General features: G+C 45.5%; 21 protein-coding genes and 1 pseudogene. 14 read left to right on the top strand and 8 right to left on the bottom strand.

Annotated elements, in window-relative coordinates:
• Positions 1 to 21 precede the first annotated feature (21 nt).
• The gene (locus E0H88_RS11555; protein ID WP_131274273.1) at positions 22 to 1,005 is read right to left on the bottom strand and encodes an alpha/beta hydrolase; all 984 of its coding nucleotides are present in this window, start codon (positions 1,003 to 1,005) and stop codon (positions 22 to 24) included.
• 245 nt (positions 1,006 to 1,250) lie between these two features.
• On the bottom strand, positions 1,251 to 2,462 hold the full coding sequence (mdh, locus tag E0H88_RS11550) for an iron-dependent methanol dehydrogenase (RefSeq protein WP_131274272.1): 1,212 nt from the start codon (positions 2,460 to 2,462) through the stop codon (positions 1,251 to 1,253).
• Between the two features lie 353 nt (positions 2,463 to 2,815).
• Here mdh and E0H88_RS11545 point away from each other — a divergent pair, with 353 nt between their 5' ends.
• Positions 2,816 to 3,091, top strand: a complete 276-nt coding sequence (locus E0H88_RS11545) for a hypothetical protein (RefSeq protein WP_131274271.1) — start codon at positions 2,816 to 2,818, stop codon at positions 3,089 to 3,091.
• A 448-nt stretch (positions 3,092 to 3,539) separates the two neighbouring features.
• Here the strand turns inward: E0H88_RS11545 and E0H88_RS11540 are convergent, their stop codons facing one another.
• The 3 genes from E0H88_RS11540 to E0H88_RS11530 form a co-directional block, all read right to left on the bottom strand.
• Positions 3,540 to 5,618 (bottom strand): TonB-dependent receptor plug domain-containing protein, encoded by a 2,079-nt coding sequence (locus E0H88_RS11540; RefSeq protein ID WP_131274270.1) that lies wholly within the window; start codon positions 5,616 to 5,618, stop codon positions 3,540 to 3,542.
• Positions 5,619 to 5,810: 192 nt separating this feature from the next.
• Positions 5,811 to 6,806 carry an ABC transporter substrate-binding protein gene (locus E0H88_RS11535; RefSeq protein WP_131274269.1) on the bottom strand — a complete coding sequence of 332 codons (996 nt, stop codon included), beginning with the start codon at positions 6,804 to 6,806 and terminating at the stop codon, positions 5,811 to 5,813.
• A gap of 3 nt (positions 6,807 to 6,809) precedes the next feature.
• The gene (locus tag E0H88_RS11530; RefSeq protein WP_131274268.1) at positions 6,810 to 7,397 is read right to left on the bottom strand and encodes an ANTAR domain-containing response regulator; all 588 of its coding nucleotides are present in this window, start codon (positions 7,395 to 7,397) and stop codon (positions 6,810 to 6,812) included.
• Between the two features lie 447 nt (positions 7,398 to 7,844).
• Here E0H88_RS11530 and E0H88_RS11525 point away from each other — a divergent pair, with 447 nt between their 5' ends.
• The 13 genes from E0H88_RS11525 (at position 7,845) to E0H88_RS11465 (ending at position 23,452) form a co-directional block, all read left to right on the top strand.
• Entirely contained in the window at positions 7,845 to 9,185 is a 1,341-nt protein-coding gene (locus E0H88_RS11525; protein ID WP_131274267.1) for an MFS transporter, read from the top strand.
• 27 nt (positions 9,186 to 9,212) lie between these two features.
• Positions 9,213 to 11,759 (top strand): nitrite reductase large subunit NirB, encoded by a 2,547-nt coding sequence (nirB, locus tag E0H88_RS11520; RefSeq protein WP_131274266.1) that lies wholly within the window; start codon positions 9,213 to 9,215, stop codon positions 11,757 to 11,759.
• 20 nt (positions 11,760 to 11,779) lie between these two features.
• Positions 11,780 to 13,399, top strand: coding sequence for a nitrite reductase small subunit NirD (gene nirD, locus E0H88_RS11515; protein ID WP_131274265.1), 1,620 nt, complete (start codon positions 11,780 to 11,782; stop codon positions 13,397 to 13,399).
• Positions 13,400 to 13,681: 282 nt separating this feature from the next.
• The gene (locus E0H88_RS11510) at positions 13,682 to 16,462 is read left to right on the top strand and encodes a nitrate reductase (RefSeq protein ID WP_131274264.1); all 2,781 of its coding nucleotides are present in this window, start codon (positions 13,682 to 13,684) and stop codon (positions 16,460 to 16,462) included.
• A complete protein-coding gene (locus E0H88_RS11505; RefSeq protein ID WP_131274263.1) occupies positions 16,459 to 17,085 on the top strand; it encodes an NTP transferase domain-containing protein in 627 nt (208 codons plus the stop codon). The genes E0H88_RS11510 and E0H88_RS11505 overlap by 4 nt, the downstream gene beginning before the upstream one ends.
• A 133-nt stretch (positions 17,086 to 17,218) precedes the next feature.
• Positions 17,219 to 18,271: a GTP 3',8-cyclase MoaA gene (gene moaA / locus E0H88_RS11500; protein WP_131274262.1), complete on the top strand. Its 1,053-nt coding sequence runs from the start codon at positions 17,219 to 17,221 to the stop codon at positions 18,269 to 18,271.
• Between the two features lies 1 nt (position 18,272).
• The gene (locus tag E0H88_RS11495; RefSeq protein ID WP_131274261.1) at positions 18,273 to 18,524 is read left to right on the top strand and encodes a MoaD/ThiS family protein; all 252 of its coding nucleotides are present in this window, start codon (positions 18,273 to 18,275) and stop codon (positions 18,522 to 18,524) included.
• 1 nt (position 18,525) lies between these two features.
• On the top strand, positions 18,526 to 19,059 hold the full coding sequence (locus tag E0H88_RS11490) for a molybdenum cofactor biosynthesis protein MoaE (protein WP_131274260.1): 534 nt from the start codon (positions 18,526 to 18,528) through the stop codon (positions 19,057 to 19,059).
• 83 nt (positions 19,060 to 19,142) lie between these two features.
• On the top strand, positions 19,143 to 20,066 hold the full coding sequence (gene moaCB / locus E0H88_RS11485; RefSeq protein ID WP_131274259.1) for a bifunctional molybdenum cofactor biosynthesis protein MoaC/MoaB: 924 nt from the start codon (positions 19,143 to 19,145) through the stop codon (positions 20,064 to 20,066).
• Between the two features lie 8 nt (positions 20,067 to 20,074).
• Positions 20,075 to 21,304 carry a molybdopterin molybdotransferase MoeA gene (locus E0H88_RS11480; protein ID WP_131274334.1) on the top strand — a complete coding sequence of 410 codons (1,230 nt, stop codon included), beginning with the start codon at positions 20,075 to 20,077 and terminating at the stop codon, positions 21,302 to 21,304.
• A gap of 14 nt (positions 21,305 to 21,318) precedes the next feature.
• Complete coding sequence (gene modA / locus E0H88_RS11475) at positions 21,319 to 22,077, top strand: molybdate ABC transporter substrate-binding protein (protein ID WP_131274258.1); 759 nt, start codon at positions 21,319 to 21,321, stop codon at positions 22,075 to 22,077.
• A 33-nt stretch (positions 22,078 to 22,110) separates the two neighbouring features.
• Complete coding sequence (modB, locus tag E0H88_RS11470) at positions 22,111 to 22,794, top strand: molybdate ABC transporter permease subunit (protein ID WP_131274257.1); 684 nt, start codon at positions 22,111 to 22,113, stop codon at positions 22,792 to 22,794.
• 1 nt (position 22,795) lies between these two features.
• Entirely contained in the window at positions 22,796 to 23,452 is a 657-nt protein-coding gene (locus E0H88_RS11465; protein ID WP_131274256.1) for an ATP-binding cassette domain-containing protein, read from the top strand.
• Between the two features lie 82 nt (positions 23,453 to 23,534).
• Here the strand turns inward: E0H88_RS11465 and E0H88_RS11460 are convergent, their stop codons facing one another.
• From E0H88_RS11460 to E0H88_RS11450, 3 genes and pseudogenes are all read right to left on the bottom strand, one after another.
• On the bottom strand, positions 23,535 to 23,921 hold the full coding sequence (locus E0H88_RS11460) for a carboxymuconolactone decarboxylase family protein (RefSeq protein WP_131274255.1): 387 nt from the start codon (positions 23,919 to 23,921) through the stop codon (positions 23,535 to 23,537).
• A gap of 295 nt (positions 23,922 to 24,216) precedes the next feature.
• Positions 24,217 to 24,669, bottom strand: coding sequence for a universal stress protein (locus E0H88_RS11455; RefSeq protein ID WP_131274254.1), 453 nt, complete (start codon positions 24,667 to 24,669; stop codon positions 24,217 to 24,219).
• Between the two features lie 104 nt (positions 24,670 to 24,773).
• Positions 24,774 to 24,919 (bottom strand): annotated as a pseudogene (locus E0H88_RS11450) (IS30 family transposase); the annotation flags it as partial.

Below are 24,919 nucleotides of genomic sequence, written 5' to 3'. Positions count from 1 at the left end.
GCTGATATCGGATAATTGTCTTTATAAGCCTTTCTGCTTTAACCATTCAAACAGTTGTTGATAGACAGTTTCGCGCACCGATTTTTCTGACAGTACCAAGTCATGTAAGCCATCTTTTATTTCGCAGATGGTGACATCACCTTTTATTTTTTTGGCATATTTTTTTATGTGCTTGACATCCAGAATCACATCACTGGTTTGAACATATTTATGCCATTTTTTCGGATTTTTGGTCTGATGGGAATGCATCACCAAAGTCGGGACATTTAAGCTCACGCCTTGATGAATTTCTTTTTGTGCTTCAAAAATGGCCCGGACAAAACTGAGGCGAACCATAGGATAAGTGATTTGTTTCCATTCCAGATTAAAGTCCCATTCTCCCTTCAAGCTGTGGTGCAGACTGGTCACATACCATTTATTCAGTTCGCTGGGGAACTTTAAATCCGGGCAGATTTTGCCGACGCGACTTAAATTAGGCAGCCCCAATTTTTTCTTGATCGGGTTCATATTAAAGTCGTAAAAGGGACTATTGACCCAAAGTGCTTTAATTAATGGATGATCGGGATGATGGGCGGCATAAAGTGTGGTGGTCAAGCCGCCAGTCGAATGTCCACAGAGCAGCACCGCATCATGTCCTTCTGCACCTATAATGTCTAAGGCTTGGCTAATCTCGGCATCATATTCTGACATTTCGCGGACGTTATAATATTTTTGATGGGGCAGATGTGAGCGGCCATATTTGCGTAAATCTAGCGCATAAAAGTCAAAACCATGCTGGTTAAACCGTTCTGCCATTTCGGTTTGAAAAAAATAATCAATAAAACCATGAATATATAAAACAGCTTTAGGGGTGGTTTGCGCTGCTTTTTTTCGAATTAAAGTTGCAGTGACTTGACCTTCATAATCATCGGGAAAGTCCAGCGTGGCCTGTTCATAGCCTGGACCTAATACATCCAGCTGGTAAAGCGGTTCAAGGGTGCCATTTGTGATTGTGCCATTTGTCATTGTTATACTCATTTGGAAACATCGGTTTTTTCTTATCCTTCATGATGGGCAGTAATTTGTCAAATTGAATTATTTTAATAAAAAAAAGCAACCCCATTCCTGACCCCGTGTTATACAGGGTCCAAGGGAACAGTTGAGGAAACAGCCGGTTCAAGACGATTTCCTCAGCCGCTCCAGACTGGAGCGGGAATGTGGGTTGCCAAAAATGTAAGTCAAAAGATAGGAGAGAAGACTTACATGGAGGTCTATACGGCTGCTTTAAAATCGACTACCGATGCATTGGATTTCAAAGCTGCCTTAAAGATATCGACCACTTGTGCATGTGTGGCTTTACGCGGGTTAGTCAGCATGCAGGCATCTTTCTGTGCATTTTCAGACATGATGCCTAAATCAGCTTCTTTTACCCCCAGTTCGGCTAAACCTGATGGAATACCAATTGAGGCTGAAAGCTGGCGAATTGCCTGGATGGCTTCATATGCCGCTTCAGTTACGGTTAAGCCCTCTGTATTTACCCCCATGAGCTGGGCGATTTTGGCATAACGGTCAGGGCAGGCAATCAGGTTAAACTCGCAGACATGCGGCAGCAAGATGGCATTACATACACCGTGTGGCAGGTTATAGAAACCGCCGAGCTGATGCGCCATTGCATGCACATAACCGAGCGATGCATTGTTAAAAGCCATGCCTGCAAGATATTGTGCATAGCTCATGGCATCACGCGCTTCCAGGTTTTCACCATTGGCAACCGCAGGGCTGAGCCATTCGCTAATCATGCTAATCGCTTTTTCTGCGCAGGCATCGGTAATGGGAGTGGCAGCTGTAGACACATAAGCTTCAACGGCATGCGTCAAGGCATCCATACCGGTTGCTGCAGTTAAGGCCGCAGGTTTTGCCACCATCAGTTTAGGATCATCAATCGCAATCAATGGGGTGCAGCGCCAGTCCACAATCGCCATTTTTACATGGGTTTCGGTATTGGTAATAATACAGAAACGCGTCATTTCAGATGCCGTACCGGCTGTAGTGTTAATCGCAATCAGCGGCGTCATCGGAACTGTACTTTTATCGATTCCTTCGTAGTCGCGAATATGACCGCCACCCGCTGTCACCAGGCCAATGCCTTTGGCACAGTCATGCGATGAACCGCCACCCAAGGACACAATAAAATCACAGGCATGTTCGTTATAGGCCTGTACGCCGTTATGCACGTTGATATCGGTTGGATTAGGCTCTGCGCCCGGGAAAATGTGACTGTCTACACCAGCATCTTTTAAGTAGACGGCAATGGTATCTGCCACACCAAATTTGAACAGACCGGCATCAGTCACAATTAAGGCTTTTTTTGCGCCTAAACTTTGTGCCTTTGCGCCAATTTCTTTGGCACAGCCTGGACCGAAAAGTGAAACACAGGGAATATAAAAACCGTTGGTTTGATCTGCAATATTTTTAAAAGCCATGGTGCGATTCCTTCTACCATTCGTTGTATTATCGGTGACCCTCACCGTGATTTGAGTATTCAATGAAGCGTAAAAAAATCCCACCTACCAAAAACCTACCATTTAAATTTTAGATATTTTTGATGCAGGAATTGTAGAAAATTAAAATGCGGAAGGGGGTTGGAATTAGCTTGAATGAATGATAAAACTTTTAGAGTGAAAGATAATTTTAAAAATCATTTTTTAGGAACAAGAAAAAGTTAAGGACAAATCTGAAAGTGCGATACAGATATTTTTCTTTTATGAATAGATTATCTTTCATTGAAAAAAATATTTTATTTATATGAATATTATGATGAAGTGTAGGGGGATGTATGGAAGCCACACAAAATAAAGATGTCAAATTATTACATGCCATACATAAAATTTTACTGCAGGAATGGGATCCCTTGGGGATTTGCTGTAACCCTTCCATGCGGGATGAATATGAGGATTATTTACCCAAAATTTTTAATATGCTGAATGAAAATGCAAGCGAGTCTGAAATTTTTGACTATCTCTGGCGTATTGAACATAAGGTCATAGAGCAAAAAGGAAATAAGCAACATACTTTAAGAATAGCGAGTTTGCTTAAGAGACTGTCGGTTTAAAGCTCAAATGAATGAGACAATTGAGTAGCCCATAGCAAAAGGGCGATCAACTTCATCCACAACAGGCGTAAATACAACGAATAGCTTGTGATAAAAACCGGTGTCTGGAACTAATGCTGATCAGTTAAGGAGTTTAGAAATAAACTCTTTAATTTTTTAGTAAGTCATGGCGGAGTCTTACCATTTTCAATCAAACCCTTGCAGCTCATTTGTTACTTTGGTTTCGCCCAAAGTAACCAAAGGCATTTGTCCTCCGCAAAACTCGTCAACTACTATCAACTAGAAAATTTGTCGCAGAAACAATCATTTTTTATTATAGTCCGGCCTCAAACAGTTGCGGATGACTTTCCTACATATCAAATATAATAATGAATTTAAAAAAGAAAAATGCCAGTCAATTTCTTAACTGACTGGCATTAATGTCTGGCACCGGTTTTTATCTTTCAGTTTAGAATTTCTTTTCTACACTGAGTAGTACACTGGGAATGGCCTGATTCACCCGTGATTCATACAGGCTGCCATCAGATTGACTGTTTAAACGCTCTTTATAATCTGTACTCAAGATATTGCGTGCACTCAGGGTCGTTGCCCAGCCATCATCAAAGCGTTTGGTCACACTGATATCCATATTGACCCGTTCATTGCTGGTACGGTCATAGGGCTGGTTATCCAGGGCACGGGTAAATTCAGGAAAATAGTTCAGATTGATACTGCTGGAAACACGCCAAGGCTGATAGTTATAAGACAAACCGGCACTTGCTGTATAAGGGGCCACATCACTGGCTAAACGTTCCTGATGATTGGCATCTTCAATTTTTGCGCGTACCGTCGACAGTTGACCATTCAACATCAATGAATGCCCATTTTCCGTTTGTTTCAATGCATAGCGAGCAGCAACTTCAACCCCGTAGGTGGTGGCATTGTCCTGGTTAATCGGTCTTTCAACAAAACGGCCGTTTTCCTGACGAATCACTTTCTCAATATAGTCGTCAATTTCACGTTGATAGGCTGTGATGTTGATACCGCCTGCCGGGGTGTTATAACCCAGGGTCGATTCAAAGGCAGTAATTTTTTCCGGACGTAAATTTGGATTGCCGCCCCGGTCCGGGTTATTCAGGCTGCCGGCATCGCTGTCGGTAGAAATTGAAACCGTAGGCAGCAGCTGGTCGGTTTTTGGACTGCGGAATGCCTGGCTGATATTGGTTTGCAGTGACCAGTGATCATCAAAATCGAAGCGATGAGCCAAAACAGGGCTGAAGTGCTGGTCACTATAATCCACCAGTCCTGAACGGTTGATCCATTCCTGACGTGCCCCGAGGGTGAGGGTTTGCCGGTCAGTAAATTTCCAGCTGCCTTCGGTATAGAGAGCATAACGCTGTTCATCGAGTGTATCGGCAATATTGCTTTCAAGCTCACTGGAACGAAGATCGGTACCAAACTTCAGTTGCCTGTTTTCATCAAACTTACGCACCCCATCATAAGCCGCCCCATATTCATTCACGGTTTCATCCGTATAACTGCTGAATAGTGGCGATCGGGTCGATTCGGTTTCATTCTGCTGTTCTACAGAAAGACGAATCTTGTCCGAGTTGCCTTTGTCCTTGCGTTCATAACGGGTATTTAAACGGATGCTGTCATTCTTGTCGTTTTGAGTCTGATCACCGCGGCTACCGTCACTTTCATTGTTGCGATAGAACAGTTCGGCAACCAGTTTTTGCTTGTCATCCAGTTCATATTCAACACGCGGTGCCAGCATTTGCGACTTGCGTTCAGTAACGCGTTTTTGTTCACGTGTTTCGTTACTGGTTTGAGTCTGGGTGATCGAGGTGGTGTCATTCCACATCTGGTTGGCAGACATGCTGTATAGCCAGGCATTATCACGACCATCGGCCTGAACACTGATATTTTTACGTTGTTCTTCTTTTTGATCTGATTTCGCCAAACCATATCCGGCACGGATCGTTCCGCTGATGCGGGCATCATCCAAGGATTGTTTCAGAATAATATTGATGACGGCGGAAGATGCCACAGAGGCCTGAGCGACACTTGGCTGTTTGGTAATTTCAATCCGTTCAATCATGTCCGGGGTGATGCTGTCCACCACCGACATGCCTCCACGCGGACCGCCTTGAACAGGTTCGCCGTTGATTAAAAATACCGGGGCACCGCCACCCCGAAAACGCATAGCTGAAGCACCGCCACCTCCACGTGGACCTTGTCCTGGCGCGGGCATCTGAAAACCGGCTGCACGACGAAGCGCATCATTTACCGACTGATCGCCAAATTGCAGCATTTCTTCCCGAGTGACAATGGTTTTCGCCACCGCACTGATATCCGGGTCTTTGGCCTGGGCGGGTGCAGCTTCAAATTTTAAAGTCGCCAGGGTTTGTACCGGAGCGGTCTGGGGTGCACTGCTGTCTGTTAAAGTTGTATCTGCGGTGCTATCGGCAGCCCAAGTGGGGGACATAAAAGCAAACAAGGCGCAGCTTAATGCACTTAATTTCCAACGCGGTTGTATGCGTTTCATTATTCAATGTTCCAGATGTCGTTTTGTGCGTAAGATAACGTAAAAATGTGGAGAAAAATTGTGGAAAATCGAGCAAATAAAAATAAAAGATCAAACGTGGATTCAACTGAAATCTAACCAAAATGAATCATTTAGCCCCAGCTGCCTGTTCAGGTGAGTAAGCGGGGGCATTGGTCCAATAGAAATGGTTTTTTAAGGATCGAAAGATAAAATACAGTTCTGGCTGATCTGGTCAATACTCTGGTCACTCAGGCGAATCTGGTCCCATTTCAGCATTTGCTGAATCAGCCAGTGAAAATCTTCCAGTTTGGGTGCTGATGATTCATTCACAAAGTTACGGATAATTGTCTGAATGGAGTGGAATTTTTTTACATGGATGCTGTCAGAGCATTGAAATTGCACAATATTGAAATCCATCAGCATTTTCCAGACCTCGGTATAGTCGTCAAGCACCTGTAATTCCTGCTGTGCTTTTTCAATCGCCGCCACTAAAGCACGATGCGTATGCGGATGTTGTGCTGCCCAGTCGGCAGTGACTGCCAGCACCTTATCGGCCACCTTGGGAATAACCTCCTGACTGCTGGCCACAATCTGGCTGAGTCCCAACAGTTCTCCTTGTGTGTTCCACGGTTCTCCGACACAGAAACCGTCAATCACATGACTCCTCAAGGCTTCGACCATATAAGGAGGCGGAAGGGTCGTGAGCTTGATTTTTTCTGCAATTTCAAGATTGGCAAGGGCTAACCACTCTCTTAAGCAATAATGATGAATCGACTGCTTAAATACATGCGCCAGCTGAATCGGTTGCTGTGCTTGTATGGCTGAAACAACTTTCTCGGCCGATTGCCGGGCATGATCTTGTTCTGAAATCTGCAGATCAAAACACAATTTCTGACTCAGACTGATAAAGGCACGGTTATGGCTGAGGACCAATGCCGTTTGCAAGGGAATACCCAGCTGGTCTTCGCCCAGTGCTGCGGCAGGAAGCATGGCAGACAGGCAATGGGCTGCATCCAGAAAGCCAAAGGCCAGCCGGTCTCTTAAACTTGCCCATGAGGCTTCCTTGACGAGCGTGATCTCCAGGCCACGCTCTGCAAAGAAGCCACGCTGTTTGGCCCAAAGCACGGCGACACAGTCAAGCAAAGGAATGTAGCCAATCTGGATTTGGGTTTTTTCTAAATCTGTCATGGCTTATTCCTTGAATTGGTTTTGTAACAGTTGTTGGGCATCCAGTAAGCGCCGTGCCATTTCGCCAATGGTCATACGGTGGCTCATGGCATTTTTTCTGAGTAATTGAAATGCCTGTTCTTCCGTCAGGGAATGCAATTGCATCATCAGCACTTTGGCTTGATCGACCACTTTACGGTCGGCCAGCTTATTTTTGGTATCTTCCAGATCATCCAGTAATTTTTTATGCTTTTTATACTGTGCAATCGAAATTTCCAGAATGTTTTGCAGTTTTGCCGGATCAATGCCATCGACAATATACGCCGTGACTCCGGCATCAATGGCGCTTTTAATGGTGTCTTTATGACTGTTTTTAGTAAACAGCACGGTGGGTAAATCGAACTGGCTGACACAACTTTCAATAATGTCACGATGGGGATGATCCATGTCCAGCAAAATCACATCGGCATGTAACTGTTCTAAACGGAACAGGCTTAAATGGTCGATGGTCAGGCAAGCCACTACCTCGAAATGATGTTCGATCAGGGACGCTTTTATATAGTTGGCACGTTCTTGATCATCATCAATCAGTGCAATTTTCAGTTTTGGCATATTGAGCTAAATACCATCAAGCAGAGCCAGAAAAATTTCTATCTAAACGAAAGCAATTTAAATGCCAAAATTAATGAATTTATTTTTTTATATAAAAATCAGACATAAAAGTTGAATGTTATCTGGTGCTGCCCCGTCTTGATGCAAAAATGCGCCATGAGGAAGCACAAGTGCAGTTGCTAAGACGAGCCAGTTGGATATTCAAAAGGGAAGACGAAGAATTTCACCAGTTTGAATAATGATAAAAATTAAATAAAAAATGATTAAAAATAATAAGTTAGTCGTTTTATTTTATTGTTGGCACAGTCATTGCTTATCCTCTGGTGAGTCAAAGACGACTCTAAAAAATTTGTAAGACGGCCAACGACGTCCGTTCTGATCGAATCTGTTATGCAGCTATCCGTATGGCAGATAACCCAATACGTTCAGTTCAGGAAGGAGAAGGCCATGTCTTCAAATTTATATGAAAAAAAAGCAACAAAAATAAGTCTTTTTAGTTTTAACAGCGCGGCGATGAGAGCCTTCCACATGAGTTGGCTCGCCTTTTTTGTCTGCTTCTTTGCTTGGTTTGCCTGTGCACCGCTCATGCCGGTGATTGCAGGTGAATTTCATCTCACTAAAGACCAGATTGCCAATATCAATATTGCTGCCGTTGCCATTACCATTTTAGTCCGGCTGATTGTAGGACCTTTGTGTGATAAGTATGGTCCACGCAAAACCTATACCGCATTGCTGGTCATTGGCAGTATTCCGGTGTTTGGCGTGGCATCGGCCAACAGTTATGAATCGTTCCTGTTTTTCCGCTTGCTGATTGGCGCGATTGGTGCCAGCTTCGTCATCACCCAATATCACACCAGTATTATGTTCGCACCGAATGTGGTGGGTACGGCCAATGCGGCATCAGCAGGTTGGGGAAATGCGGGTGGTGGTGCCACACAGGCGTTGATGCCATTAATGCTTGCTGCTTTGGTGATGTTCGGTGTTGAGCAAGCCATGGGCTGGAGAATTGCACTGATTGTTCCAGGCTTGATGATGGTGATTGTCGGTGCGCTGTACTGGAAATTTACCCAAGACTGTCCGCAAGGCAACTTTAAGGAACTTCGTGCGCAAGGCATTCAAGTCGGAAGTGAGAAAAAAGGTGGCATGGCGATTCTGATGCATGCTGCACGTAACTACCGCGTCTGGATTTTGTTTGGTGCTTATGCAGCGTGCTTCGGTATTGAAATCTTCATTCATAACATTGTGGCGATGTACTACGTTGAACACTTCAGCTTTGGCTTAAAAGAAGCCGGCATGGCGGCGGGGATCTTTGGTTTACTGGCCCTGTTTGCCCGTGCTTTGGGTGGCATCGTCTCAGACAAGGTAGCAACCAAAAAAGGTCTGGATGGTCGTACCAAAGTGCTATTTGGCATGATCCTGATGGAAGGCCTGTTCCTGATCGTGTTCTCACAAATGAATACCGCAGTTCTTGCAATTCTTGTCATGACGGTATTTGCACTCTTCACCCATATGGCCTGTGGCGCCACCTATGCGCTGGTTCCTTTCATTGACCGTGATGCTCTAGGCGGTGTGGCCGGCATTATTGGTGCAGGCGGCAATGTTGGTGCCGTGGCAGCAGGTTTCTTGCTCAAAGGCATGCTGGATATTCAAACCACGTTAATGGTGCTGGGTGGCCTGGTTGTGATTGCAGCAAGTTTTGTTCTGATGATCCGTTTCTCGGTTGAACATAAAGAGAAGGAACAAAAATTGTTTGAACAGGCAGTGCTTGAACGCAACAACATGGCTTAAATAGATTAAAAGAATAGGAGAAACAATATGAAACTGGTAATGATTGGCCATGGCATGGTAGGACACAAATTTATTGAATCCGTGCTTGAACATGCAGGGGATGAGGTTGAAATCACCATCTTGGCAGAAGAACCGCGTTTAGCCTATGACCGTGTACATTTAACCGAATATTTCACTGGTAAATCAGCCAAGGACTTAACGCTTTGCCGTGCAGATTTTGCTGATGCCTATGGAATAGATCTGCGCTTAAATACCAAGGCAACTGCCATTGATCGTTTAAATAAAACAGTCACGACCAGCCATGGTGATGTGATTACTTATGACAAATTGGTGCTTGCAACCGGTTCATATGCTTTTGTTCCTCCTATTCCAGGTAATGACCGCGAGAACTGTTTTGTTTACCGTACCATTGAAGATCTGGATGCGATTCGTGCCGCGAGTTTAAATGCCAGGACCGGTGTGGTGATCGGTGGTGGTTTGCTGGGGCTGGAAGCGGCCAAAGCCCTTCGTGACCTGGACCTGGAAACCCATGTGGTGGAATTTGCCCCACGCTTGATGGCGGTGCAAATTGATGACCTGGGCGGTAAGGTTTTACGTTCCAAAATCGAAAACCTGGGCGTGAAAGTTCATACCCAAAAAGCCACTTCTGCAATTGAAGACGGCGTGAATGCCAAGCATGTGATGAAGTTTGGTGATGGTTCAGAGCTGGAAACCGATATTATTCTGTTCTCTGCGGGTATTCGCCCGCGTGATGAGCTGGCACGTCAAAGTGGCCTGGCAATTGGTGAGCGTGGCGGTATTGTGATTAATGATTACTGCCAGACTTCAGATGTGGACATTTACGCCATTGGTGAATGTGCCCTATGGCAAAACAAGATTTTTGGTCTGGTGGCACCAGGCTATGACATGGCGCGTATTGCAGCAAAACATGTCATGGATCAGGCCTGTAATTCATTTGCCGGTGCAGACATGAGCACCAAGCTGAAACTGATGGGTGTTGATGTAGCCTCTGTAGGCGATGCGCATGCCATGACGCCAAATGCGCTCAGCTATTTCTATGCCGATGAAGATGCCATGATCTATAAAAAGATTGTGGTAAATAGCGAAAAAACCAAGCTGCTCGGAGCTGTGCTGGTGGGTTGTGCCAAGGAATATAACGACCTGCTGCAAATGATGCTGAATGGACTGGAAATTCCGGAAAATCCTGAAAGCCTGATCATGCCAGGCTATGCGCAATCTACCGCCAAAGCGGGTGGTAGCGGTGTGGATCTGCTTCCAGATAGCGCCACCATCTGTTCATGTAATAACGTCTCAAAAGCCGATATCTGTTCTGCGATAGCCGAAGGTTCAACTTCGCTGGGTGCCCTGAAAAAATGTACCAAAGCCGCAACGGCGTGTGGCGGATGTGCACCTTTAGTCACTCAGGTATTGAAGTCGGAGTTGCAACGCCAAGGCGTAACGGTGAATAACCATCTTTGTGAACACTTTGCCTATTCACGCCAGGAGCTGTATCACCTGGTACGGGTCAATGAAATCAAGACCTTCGATGACCTGATTCAGCAACACGGTCATGGTCTCGGTTGCGATATCTGCAAGCCGACTGCGGCAAATATCCTGGCATCTTGCTGGAATGACTTTGTATTGAAGCCAAGCCATGCAGGACTGCAAGACAGTAATGACTACTATCTGGGCAATATTCAAAAAGACGGTTCTTATTCAGTCGTGCCACGTATGGCGGGTGGTGAAGTCACGCCTGAAGGTCTGATCGCAATTGGTCAGATTGCCAAAGAATATGGTTTATATACCAAACTCACGGGTGGGCAGCGTGTCGACATGTTTGGTGCACAAGTGCATCAACTGCCAGAAATCTGGGAAAAACTGATCAATGCTGGATTCGAGTCAGGCCATGCTTACGGTAAATCTTTACGTACCGTGAAATCTTGCGTGGGGAGTACCTGGTGCCGTTACGGGGTGGATGATTCGGTCGGCTTGGCCATCTTCCTGGAAAACCGCTACAAGGGCCTGCGCTCTCCACACAAGCTGAAAATGGCTGTGTCGGGCTGTACCCGTGAATGTGCCGAAGCGCAAAGTAAAGATGTCGGGGTGATTGCCACTGAAAAAGGCTGGAACCTGTATGTGTGCGGTAATGGCGGCATGAAACCACGCCATGCTGAACTGCTGGCATCGGATCTGGATACCCAGACTTTAATCAAATATATCGACCGTTTCTTCATGTTCTATATCCAGACGGCAGACCGTTTGCAGCGTACTTCGGTATGGCGTGACAACCTGGAAGGCGGCTTGGATTATCTGAAAGATGTGGTGGTGAATGACTCGCTGGGTCTGGCGGCAGAACTGGAACGCCGTATGAACCATGTGGTGGGCACCTATCAGGATGAATGGCGTACCGCGGTGCAAGATCCTGAAGTGCGTAAACGCTTTAAAACCTTTATCAATGCAAAAGTTGAGCAGCAAAACGATCCGCACATTCAATTTGCAGAGGTTCGCGGGCAAATTCGTCCAAAAACTGAAGCTGAGCGTGATGTGACACGTATTCCTGTTGTTGAAGCTTAAAAGAATAAAGGAGAAAGAAGATGACAATATTTAAAGAGATGAATAAAACCCATGAGCTGGAATGGCTGGAAATTTGTGCATTGGATGACATTACCCCAAATACCGGTGTGGGTGCATTAATTGACAATCAGCAAATTGCCATTTTCCGTGTCGGTAATGAAAAACGGGTCTATGCCTTAAGTAACCAAGATCCGTTTAGTCAGGCCTTTGTGATGTCGCGTGGCATCATTGGCGATCTGCAAGGCGAGCGTGTCGTGGCCTCTCCAATCTATAAACAGCATTTCAGTCTGGCAACGGGCCGCTGTCTGGAAGATAAAGACCAGAAACTGCTGGTATTCCCAAGCAAAATTGAAAACGGCAAGGTCTGGATCAGTCCAACACCGCAAAAAACCTATATCACCAATAACGGCAGCTCTCAGGAAAAGATGAAACTGGTCTTGATCGGCAATGGATTGGCGGGGATGCGTTGCCTGGAAGATTTGCTGGATATGGTACCGGATCGCTATGAAATTACCGTGATCGGTGAAGAGCCTTGGGGGAACTACAACCGCATCATGCTTTCACCGGTGTTGTCGGGCGATAAAACCATTGATGACATCATGCTGCACCCGCATGCCTGGTATAGCGATAAAAATATCCGCTTTATTGCCGGCGATGCCGCGGTGAAAATCGACCGTCCACGCAAGCAGGTTTATACCGAAAAAGGCGAAATTGTAGATTATGACCGCCTGATTCTGGCGACCGGTTCCAAACCTTTCGTTCCACCGATTCCGGGAAGTGACTTAAAAGGTGTGCTCAGTTTCCGTGACATTTACGATGTCAATACCATGCTGGATTACTGCAAGTCTAAACAGAATGCCGTGGTGATTGGCGGCGGTCTGCTGGGTTTGGAGGCTGCATATGGGCTGAAACAACGTGGCATGAATGTAACGGTGTTGCATCTGATGGACCGGATTATGGAACGTCAATTAGACAGTCGTGCCAGCAGCTTGTTAAGGCAGAGTATTGAAGCGAAGGGTATCAATATCATGACTCAGGCCAGTACCGAACAACTGATTGGCGAAGACGGTCATGTGAAGCAAATCCAGCTGAAAGATGGCACTGTTTTAGATGCTGACCTGGTGGTTTTTGCTGTGGGCATTCGTCCGAATATGGCACTGGCACAGAGTGCTGGCTTACGCTGTAACCGCGGCGTGCTGGTGAATGACACCATGCAGACCTTTGACCCGAGTATTTATGCGGTCGGTGAATGTATTGAACACCGTAGCCAAACCTTCGGTCTGGTTGAACCACTTTGGGGCCAGGCTTTCATTTGTGCCTCACATCTGGCAGAGCATGGTAGCCTGACCTTTAAGGCACCCACGGTTCCAACCCAGCTCAAGGTCAGTGGCTGTGATGTATTTTCAGCTGGCAACTTTGAACCGCAGGACGATTACGAAGACATTATCTTGAATGATGAAAAGCGTCAGATCTATAAACGCATTATTATTCAAAAAGATAAAGTCATTGGTGCAGTGCTGTTTGGCGATACGGAAGATGGTGCCTGGTATGCAGAACTGATTTCTGACCAAACGCCAATCAGTAATATTCGTAATAAATTGCTGTTTGGTAAAGATTTTGCATTAAAGAAAGCAGGTTAAAAAAAATCCATTTTGTAATGTACCAAACAGGATACGCGGAAACGTCATCCGCAACTGTTCGAGGCAGGACAAAATATGAAAACTTATATTTCTGCGAATTTTTTGATAAATGACGGATGTGAACGAGTTTTGCGGATGACAATGGTTTTGCCTACTTTTCCCAAAAGAAAAGTAGGTCGAACCGAAGGTTAATCCAGAAAATGAGTTCTATTGAAAAGACACCGTTGTAATGAATCTATTTGAAATGAATCAAATTGTATATTTCAAAACTAAGGAGCATCCATGAATAGTATCCCTGTGATGGAACTGCATAGCTCCACAGAAATAAATACGAAAATCACCAATACCACCTGTCCCTATTGTGGGGTGGGATGCGGTGTCACTGCGATTGTACAGGACACAGCGTTGGGTCGAAAAGTGTCGGTTGCAGGGGATGTCAACCATCCCTCCAACTACGGAAAACTGTGCATTAAAGGCAGCAATCTGGCCGATACCCTGGGACTTGAAACCCGCGTTCTTCATCCCATGCTGGGCCGTAAGCAACAGCGGGAAAAGACCGACTGGAATAGCGCGACTGATTTAATTGCCCATAAGTTTCAGCAATGTATTGACCAATACGGGCGTGACAGTATTGCCTTTTATGTGTCCGGGCAATTGCTGACGGAAGACTATTATGTGGTGAATAAATTCGTGAAGGGCTATTTGGGCACGGCCAATATTGATACCAATTCACGACTCTGTATGTCTTCGGCTGTAGCAGCCCATAAACGTGCTTTCGGTGAAGATATTGTTCCCGCGAGCTATGCAGATTTTGAACATAGCGACATGGTGGTCCTGGTCGGTTCCAATACGGCATGGTGTCATCCGGTTTTATATCAACGCATCATGAAAGCCAAAGCGCAGCGCGACCTGTTTGTGGTGGTGATTGACCCGCGTTTTACCAGTACCTGTGAAGCGGCAGACCTGCATTTGCCAATTTTACCGGGGCAAGATGTCGTATTATTCAATGGCCTTTTGCAATATCTGGCGCAAAATGGTCATGCAGATCAAGATTTTATTGCTGCATATACGCAAGGCCTGGAACAGGCTTTAACGCAAAGCAAAAGCGAGGCATCGATTGAAGATGTCGCAGTCCGTATCGGTATTTCACTGGAAAAACTGCAAACCTTTTATGAAAAATTTGCCCAAACCGAAAAAGTGATGACCCTGTTTTCCATGGGGGTAAATCAGTCTTCACAAGGGGTGAATAAAGCAAACAGCATAACCAACTGCCATTTATTCACTGGAAAAATTGGCAAACTGGGTGCTGCGCCATTTTCCATGACCGGTCAGCCGAATGCCATGGGCGGTCGTGAAGTCGGTGGATTGGCCAATATGCTGGCAGCCCATCTGGAACTGGAAAACGAAAGCCATCAGCAGCTGGTGCAAAACTTCTGGCAAAGTCCCTATATCGCCAAGCAGGCAGGTTTTAAGGCCGTCGATCTATTCCATGCAGTCGAAAGCGGCAAGATTAAAGCCATCTGGATTATGGCGACTAATCCTGTGGTGAGTTTGCCCGATGCCGATCAGGTCAAACGTGCCCTGGAAAAATGCGAGTTCGTGGTGGTGTCCGATATTTGTTTAGATACCGATACCACGCAATATGCCGATGTGCTGTTACCTGCACTGGGCTGGGGTGAAAAAGACGGCACCGTCACCAATTCTGAACGCCGTATTTCCAGACAGCGCGCTTTTCTGGATGAGCCAGAGCATGCCAAAGCCGATTGGTGGGCCATCAGCCAGGTCGCTAAAAAGTTAGGTTTTAGCGGTTTTGACTTTAACAGCAGTCATGACATTTTTGTGGAACATGCCCGGTTATCGGCTGAACAAAATTCAGATCTGGAGCATCGCGCTGAAACGCCTTATTTCCGCTATTTCAATCTAAAAGCATTGAGCGATTTAAAAGCCACTGAATATGATCAACTAGAACCGCTACAGTGGCCGGTCTGGACTAAAGATCAGCAAGAAGGTGCTGTGGCACGAATCTATGCCCGAGGGCAGTTTAGCCATGCAGATCGCAAAGCCAAATTTATTGCCATCACGGCGGTGAATCCGGTCAATCAAATCTGTAGCGAATTTCCGTTGGTGCTGAATACCGGCCGGATTCGTGACCAGTGGCATACCATGACCCGTACCGGACTCTCTGCCAATTTAGGAAGCCACCGCGCAGAACCGTATTGTGAAATCCATCCGCATGATGCCCTGAAATACGGGATCAAAGATGGCGAGCTGGTAGAGGTCAAATCGCGATGGGGTAACTGCGTTTTACGTGCCACGGTCAGTGATGATATCCGTCGTGGTCAGGTTTTTGCACCGATTCACTGGAATGACCAGGTGGCATCGGATGCACGTATTGGCAAAGTGGTCAATCCCGTAGTGGATGCCATTTCCGGCGAGCCTGAGTTCAAGCATACGCCGGTGATGATTCATCCCTTTTACAGCCAGTGGCAGGGCGTGTTTTATGTGCGTCAGGGCTTTGAAAAGATCGTGCAATCCTCCATTGAAAATACGGTGTGGTGGACGAAAATCACCACCGCCAAAGCGGTGCGCTATGAACTGGCCGACCGTAAAAAATTTACCCAGACCACTGAGCAGTTGAAAGAGCTGCTGCCGTTTCAGGATGAGAGTTTTGAATGGCTGAATCTTGAAGATCAAACTGCCCATATCAGTCACAGTGTGGTGCTGAAAGAGGGCCATTTAATTGCCAGTTTATATATTGCCCCCAAGGCCTTGCTGCCGGACCGCGACTGGGTCGCCAGCCTGTTTAAGCGTGAACGTCTGAGTGCCATGCACCGCAAGGCACTGCTTGCCGGACAACCGATGTCGATGGCCAATAATGAAGGTCCACTGGTGTGTAGTTGCTTTAAGGTGGGTAAAAACCGGATTATTGACACCATTAAAGAAAAAAATATCACCGATGAAAAACAGGTCACTGCATGCCTGAAAGCAGGAGGGAATTGCGGTTCATGTCTGCCTGAAATTCGTGGCCTGATCAAAACCTGTCAAATGGAGGCGGTGGAATGAGAAAGAAACTGGAACTTTCAGCTTATCCCGGCACTGATCTGGTGATTCTGGCCGGTGGTCAGGCCAGACGCATGAATGGCATCAATAAACTGTTGCAGCAATTTGATGACCAGATTCAACTGCTTAAAATACATCAGCAACTGAAATCCGATGTTGCACAGGTCTGGATCAACAGCCATCGTGATTATTCGATTTATCAGAAAATCATTCCCAGTATTCATTGCTATCAGGATGATGAAAGCGGCTTTTTAGGTCCGCTGATGGGCATGAAAAGTGCCTGGTCACATGTAGAGGCTGACTATGTGCTGTTTGTACCCTGTGATGTGACTTATATTCCTTCGAAAGTTCTACTCAAGTTGCATCAGGCCCTAGCCAAAAATAGTTTGTCAGAAGTCGCGTATGTGGAAATGAATGGGGTTGCCCTGTATCCATTCTGTCTGGTGAAACGGAGCAGTTTGCTGACCCTGACTGCCCAGCTTGAACAAAAACAGCGCAGTTTAAAGCACTGTTTTAGCCATTTGCACGCTCAAGTGGCGCGTTTTAAAAATCATGCCCTGTTTTTTCACAGTATTAACTCGCTCGATGAACTGCAACAGTATCAGCAACTCAAATTTCTGCACTAAACCTGAATATTTCGCCTTTGGCACAAAGTTGGAACACTTATTGCAAATCTAATTATCACAAGATTGGGCACCTTAAATCTTGCGCACAATAGGTGTGCAGTTACCACCAGATGTCTGAAGATGGATGTTCAACATGAATATGATGACAGAGCTTGAAACAGATGCGCGATTTGTCGATCAGTTTGGTCGCAGCAAGCGCAAATTGCGAATTTCAGTGACCGACCGCTGCAATTTCAAGTGTGTCTATTGCATGCCGGAACATCCTGAATGGATGAAAAAACATGATTTGCTGAGTTTTGAGCAGCTCTATCAATTTTGTGATTTTATGGTGCGTCGTGGCATTGAATCTATTCGCATTACCGGCGGAGAGCCTTTAATGCGTCAAGGGGTGGTGCACTTTATTGCTCAACTGCAAAACTTAAAAAAGCTTGGGCTAAAACGCATTTCCATGACCAGCAATGCCCATTATTTAAAACAGTATGCTGCCGCGTTAAAACAAGCCGGACTAGATGATCTGAATATCAGTCTGGACAGTCTGGATACGCATCAATTTAAACAGCTGACACAAAAAGAGTTATCTCCCGTACTTGAAGGAATTCATGCGGCCCAAGCGGTAGGTCTGCCAATCAAGATCAATTGTGTATTGATGAACGGGATCAATGACAATCAAATTCTGCCTTTGGCACGCTGGTCGGTTCAGCAAAAAATTATGCTGCGTTTTATCGAATTTATGCCCTTGGATGGTGACCGTAAATGGTCATCAGAACATGTGGTCAGCGAACAGCAGATTTTAGATAGCCTGAGTACGGAATTTACTGTAATTCAACAGCCAGGTGACTCGTCACGCTCCAGTTCAGAGCCGGCACGACAGTATTTTATGGATGGCCATCCGCTTGGAATCATATCCACCATTACCAATTCATTTTGTGGAACTTGCGATCGCGTCCGTTTAACCGCACAAGGTGAATTTTATAACTGTCTGTTTGCTCCTCAAGGCCTGAATCTAAAAACTGAAATTAAAGCCCTGAGTTGTTCTGAGCCTTTGAGTGAGCTGAGCTTGCATGCCGTGTTATCCAAATATATCTGGAACAAAGAATCAGGCTATCACGCCATAGCACAACGTTTGGAAAATCAGCGCATGAATAAAAGCAGCCGAAAAATCAGCATGCACATGCTTGGAGGTTAAGATGCCACAGATCAAAATTAAAATTGAGGCCTTTGGTGCGGTAGAACGCCAGTTACCGGAAAATCTGGAAATGATGTGTAGCCCATACAGCACGGTTGCTCAGGTATTGGCTCAAGTAGGGCAAGATTATCCGGCAGCGTTTGCCATGATTGAACGCTGTGCCTGTGCCATCGGTGAAGACATTATTTCACGCCAGACGCAATTAAGCATCGACAGCAGGCTAGTGCTGTTATCGCCAGTGGCAGGAGGCTGAAATGGAACAACTGAAAGTATTTTCCAGAATTCAGGATACTGCCTTAACCTTAGACAGTTTTGACCCGATTGAACACTTTCCCGAGTGTGGGGGAATTGGCGTGTTCATCGGAACCGTGCGTAATCATCATGAAGGTAAAGCGGTTAAAGCGCTAAAATATACCTCCTATGCACCCGTGGCGCAAAAAATGATCCGTCAGATCGAACAGGAGATTCAGGCCAAATATGCGGTGTCCTATGTTCGGGTGATTCACCGAATTGGGGCTTTGGCTATTGGTGAAAAAGCCATTATTGCCATGGCCTATGCGGCCCATCGACGAGAAGCCTTTGCTGCCTGTGAGGAAGCGGTGGAACGGGTCAAACATGAAGTTCCGGTATGGAAAGAGGAATTTTATCTGGATGGCAGCAGTCAATATGTAGAAGGCTGTTGTATCCGTAAAGATACAGCGGAGCAGGTGAATGTCCATCATCATGCAGATAAACAATATACAGATAAACAACCTGCACACGGTGATCATGCCCATTGTCATCATTAAAACCAGATTCATCTACTGAGTGAACCCGGGTAGATGCAGTCAACAGCAATATTTAAAGTAAAAATGAATTCAGGAAATATGCAATGAAAAATGTCGGGATGAAAGCAGAGAGTTACCGGACTGCAGTAGCCACAGGGATTCTGCATGCGCCGCCACATTGCATTGAATTATTACGTCAAGGCAATACTGAAAAAGGCGATGCCTTGAAGACAGCACGAATTGCGGGCATTTTAGCTGCGAAACGCACCGATGAGCTGATTCCACTGTGTCATCCGCTGCCGATTTACCGTGCCGATGTGGAATATGAACTGTTCGATGCCCATGTCGAGATTATTGCAACCGTAGAAACCATCGGTCCGACCGGGGTGGAAATGGAAGCCTTAACCGCAGTCAGTCTGGCCGGTTTAACCTTGTATGACATGTTGAAACCGCACTGTGAACCGGAAGATTTATGCCTGGATCAGGTCAAGTTACAAAAGAAAAAAGGCGGCAAATCCCATTTTACCCGTGTATTAAAAGAAGCGCTGCCTGCGTCTATCATTGTGCTGTCGGATACCGTGGCTGCAGGAAAGAAACCGGATACGGCCGGACAGAATGTGCGGGAAATTTTGCAGGAAGCCAATTTTAGCGATATTGCTTACCATGTCATTCCTGACAGTCCGGAACAATTACTGGCCTTGATTGAACAGCAAAAAAATGACTATCCGCTAATTTTAACCGTTGGGGGAACGGGTCTGGGACCAAAAGATTTAACCGTGGAAACCCTGCAGCCTTTATTAAAACGTGAAATTCCCGGACTGATGGAAGCGTCGCGCAGTTTTGGCCAAAAACGAACGCCTTATGCGGCTTTAAGTCGCGGTGTAGCCGGTTATATTGATAACAGTCTGGTGATGACTTTGCCGGGTAGCCGTCAGGGGGCGAAAGAATCTTTGATTGCAGTCTTGCCGGCATTGGTACATTTATTTGATGTGCAGAAAAATATTCCCCATCCAGGGGGGTACCAATGAATAGCATCATGTCTGGATGTGGAGCAGAGCATGGCCTGATTACGGTAGATCAGGCCCTGGATTTAATTTTGCAGCATACTCAGGGACTGGCCACGGAAAGTCTGGAGTTAAATGGAGCTTTGAACCGCTATTTGGCGCAAGAGGTTTATTCTGCCATTAATCTGCCCTTATTTTCGCAAAGCGCTGTAGATGGCTATGCAATTTGCGCCCAATCTGCCATTGAGCCGCATAGCGAATTTAAACTGATCGGTGAAATTCAAGCTGGACATTCGTCCGAATTACAGCTCAAGGCAGGGCAAGCCGTACGGATTTTTACCGGGGCCAAGATTCCGTTTGGCACCACTACGGTGGCACGTCAGGAAATGGTCAAGGTCATTGATTCAACCCGAATTGCAATCACTGAACACTTACATGCCAATGTCGATATTCGCAATGTGGGTGAAGAAATTTCGGTTGGACAATTATTGGCCCACAAAGGACAGTTCCTTTCAGTCGGCGCAATTGCATCCTTAAGTATGGCAGGCATCCAAAACGTTGAAGTTTTTCGCTATCCCCAAGTTGCAGTGGTCATTACGGGAGATGAAGTCGCGAGCAGCATCGAGGATTTTGCAGCAGGAAAAATTTTTGATGCCAATGCTCCCTTGATTCAGGCCTGGTTTCAAAATGCAGGACAGCAGGTTGAAGTGTTCCATGTGGCTGATACAGAAGATGCCGTGAAAGCCTTAATCCAGGAATTATCGGACAGCCATGATGTGATTTTAACCACCGGTGGCGTATCCGTTGGAGATTATGATTTTATTCGACCGGTAGCCCTCGATTTGGGGTTTGAACAGCTGTTCTGGAAAGTGAAACAAAAGCCGGGCAAGCCGATGTTCTTTGCAGAATTAACACGCCCTGATCGCACACGTTGTTATCTGCTTGGACTGCCGGGCAATCCGGCAGCAGTTTATGTAGGCATGCAAATTTATACTTCAACCCTGTTAAGGGCTTTGCAAGGACAGAAACAGCAACCGGACTGGTTTAGCGCCGTGTTGACCCATGAGCTAAAAATGGATAGCCGAGAACGTTTTTTAAGAATGTCGGCCAGTTTTGATCAGGGACTGCTCAAAGTCTGGAGCTTGTCCAAACAGCAGTCACATATGCTGAGCAATTTAATGCAGGCCAATTGTCTGGTCAGGATTCCTGCGGGAGCTGCTTTATCTAAAGGGCAAATCGTGCAAGGTCTGTTTATTCACTGAGAAGGAAAATGCCGATGAAAAAATCCCTGTTTTTAGCAGCGTGCTTGTCAGTTACATTTTCCTCTACCTATGCAGGCACGGTAAAAATCTACGCAGCAGCGAGTCTGAGTAATGCCCTTAACGACATTAAAAAATTGTATGCAAAGCAGCATCCGAAAACGGATGTTGTAGCGGTATTTGGTGCATCCTCAGCGCTGGCCAAACAGATTGAAGCTGGTGCCAGCAGCGACCTCTTTTTCTCTGCAGATCTGGACTGGATGAATTATCTGATTAAAAAGCAATTCATTCATCACAACAGGGCCAAGCCCGTATTGTTCAATCAGCTGGTGGTCATTAGCCCGAAAAATTTAAATATTGCATTTAAGCCACAGCCCAATTTTAATTTTGCCCAAGCCTTTAAAGGGCATTTATGCACAGGACAAATGGAGTCTGTACCTGCGGGTAAATATGCCAAACAGAGTTTGACCAAGCTGAATTGGCTGGCTCAGCTCAAAGGTCGCATTGTGGGGACGGATGATGTGCGTTCAGCCTTGGCTTTTGTCGAACGTGGTGAATGTGAGGTGGGCATTGTTTATAAAACGGATGCATTTATTAGCCAGAAAGTGAAAATAATCGGAGCCTTCCCGGCAGATTCGCATCATCCCATTATTTATCCGATTGCCTTGACCAAACAGGGCGAGAAAAATTCAGAGGCAACCCAGTTCGAAAAATTTGTGAAAAGCAGTCCACAGGCAAAAAGCATCTTTGAAAAATACGGATTTCGCATGAATTAATCCATAAATCAACCATAGGGAGATCGCCACGCAATGTTCAGTCCCGAAGAACTGAGTGCCTTATATCTTTCGGCAAAAGTCGCCTTCTGGGCAACGGTCATTTGTTTACCGTTTGCAGTGGCTTTGGCCTGGACATTGGCACGCCATGAATTCAGGCTGAAATTTTTGCTTGAAGCATGTTTGCAATTACCGATGGTGCTGCCGCCTGTGGTTTTGGGCTATTTACTGTTGCTGCTGTTTGGCAATAAAGGCTGGATTGGACAATATCTGAATGCGCTCGGGATTGAACTGGCCTTTAACTGGAAAGGGGCGGTACTGGCCTCAATGATTGTGGCATTTCCCTTGATGGTGCAGCCGATTCGCCTGTCTTTTCAATTGATTAACCGGCAATTGGAACAGGTGGCCGGCTCGTTGGGAGCAAGCCCGTTCAGGGTGTTTTGCAGTATTAGCCTGCCTTTGGCACTGCCGGGCATGCTGATCGGGAGCATTCTGTGTTTTAGCCGAAGTCTGGGAGAGTTTGGTGCCACCATTACCTTTGTCGGCAATATTCCAGATGAGACCCGCACCATTCCAATCGCGATTTATTCCTTGCTGCAACAACCCAATGGCGAAGAATTTGCCATGCGGCTGGTGGTCTTATCTTTATTTCTGGCATTTTCAGCCCTGATTGTGAACTATTTTATTTTGCAAAAATATCAACGGAAATTGGGAGCCTGATATGTTGAAATGTGATTTTCTCTATCAGCAGGGTGATTTCAGCCTGAACGTTGAACTGGAGATGCAGCAGCAACTGTTAGGCATTGTCGGAGCATCAGGGAGTGGCAAGAGTACCTTGCTAAAAAATATTGTGGGTTTGCTCAAGCCACAACAAGGCTGTATCCAGTTGAATGAACAACTGTTAATAGATACCCGGCAGAATATTCATATCCCGATGTATCAGCGCAAAATCGCTTTAATTTTCCAGCATGCCTTGCTGTTTCCACATATGAATGTGCAGCAGAATCTACACTATGCAGAGAAATTAGTAGATAAGTCAGAACGAAAGTTCCAGTTTGATGACATTGTCGAATTGCTGGATTTGACCACCTTGATACAACGTAAGGCCCATCAGCTTTCTGGTGGGGAAGCACAGCGGGTCTCGATTGGGCGGGCACTGTTATCTTCACCCCATTTATTGCTTCTGGATGAACCCTTAACAGGACTGGACCGGAGCTTAAAACAGCAAATTTTACCGTTTTTTAAACGGATAAAAGAGGAGCTGGATTTGCCAATGATTTATGTCACGCATCATCCCGAAGAACTGGAATACCTGGAAGCGGAAACTTTGCAGTTAAGTCAAGGCCAATTACAGCGCAATTCAATTGATTGCGGTTGAATCATAGCGTCAACAATAAAAAATAGCCTAAGCAATTTAAATCCTAAACTGCTTAAACCATTTCTATAAATATCAAAATAAATTATTCAGTTTTTTGATATTCATTGATGACTTCAAGTGCAGCACGAAAGGCTTCCTGGGTGGCAGGAGCGCCACAGTAGGACAAACTGTGTAATAACACTTCCTGAATTTCTTCTACTGTTGCACCGTTATTGAGTGCACCACGAACATGTCCCTTAAGTTCGGTGGGGCTTTTTTGTGCGGTTAAAAAAGCAATGGTGATCAGTGAACGATATTTACGCGGAAGAACGCCTTCGCGTTGCCAGGTTGAACCCCAGGCATGTTCATTAATCCAGTCCTGTAAAGGCTGGGTAAAGGGTACCGTATTGTCTTGCGCACGTTTTACGAAAGCTTCGCCCATGACTTCGGTGCGAACTTTTAAACCATTTTCAAAATCTTGTTGTGACATGTTTTGCTCTTTGAATGTCTATAAAAAATTGTGAACAAAGTTTATGTCTTAATCACGTTTATGCGTATAGGTTTATGGTCGTAGTTTGATGTTTTTTATAGGATCTGCGAGATGATTTCTTGGCTCATGTCTATGTTTTTAAATGCTAATCTAAGTGTTTAAAAAAGAGTACAGCAATAAGGTCAGCTGAGCAGAACACAAATCCTTAAAAGACAGTTTTTAAGTCCAATTGCGTGAAAGCCATTAACTCAGAAGTGATAGGTTAATGGCATAAGAACAAGGCAGAGTAAAAGGGTTATTGGGTATGTTTAACCACAAGTACAGGAACATGACTGGCGGTTAGAATATCTTGGGCAATACTGCCAATGAAGGTTTTTTTCAAACCAGTTCGGCCATGCGATCCAACCACAATCAAATCGGCCTTTAGTTCATCGGCAAGTTCAGCAATGGCCTCACTGGGAGATTGCTTGGCCAAAAGCTTGGTTTCTGCTGGAATGCCTGCTTCGGAAAATCTGGCACCTAGCTCGGCCAATATATTTTTAGCATGAGCTTGGGCTTCCATAAAATAATCAGTGACGCCGGGGACATTTTTATAAAAACTGACACTGGTTAAAGGATCAATAATCACCACGCTCACAATGGTCACTTTACTGCCAAAAGCTTTGGCTAACACCATGGCCTGATCAGCTGCGGCTACAGCAATGGGCGAGTCATCGACAGAAACTAGAATGTGCTGGTAATACTCCATGATGCTGTCCTCTTGTTTCAATATTTATTATTTGTTCAAAGCTTAACATAGCCGGAATGTGGAAAGGAAAAAGGATAAAAATGTATCTTTTATGATTGGCGGATTCAAGCGGCAAGTGCAACAGTATAAAAACCAGCCATAACTTCACTCGGTGTATGCCAACCTAGTGTTTTTCTAGGACGATGGTTGAGTGCAAATTCTATCTGCTCTATTTGTTCGTTTGACACGTCATCAAACGATGACGATTTTG

Origin of the sequence: Acinetobacter sp. ANC 4216 (assembly GCF_004331195.1) — a bacterium.
Taxonomy (GTDB): Bacteria; Pseudomonadota; Gammaproteobacteria; order Pseudomonadales; family Moraxellaceae; genus Acinetobacter; species Acinetobacter kookii.
The sequence above is the reverse complement of the archived record's forward strand: the minus strand, read 5'-3'. Positions and strand labels throughout refer to the sequence as shown.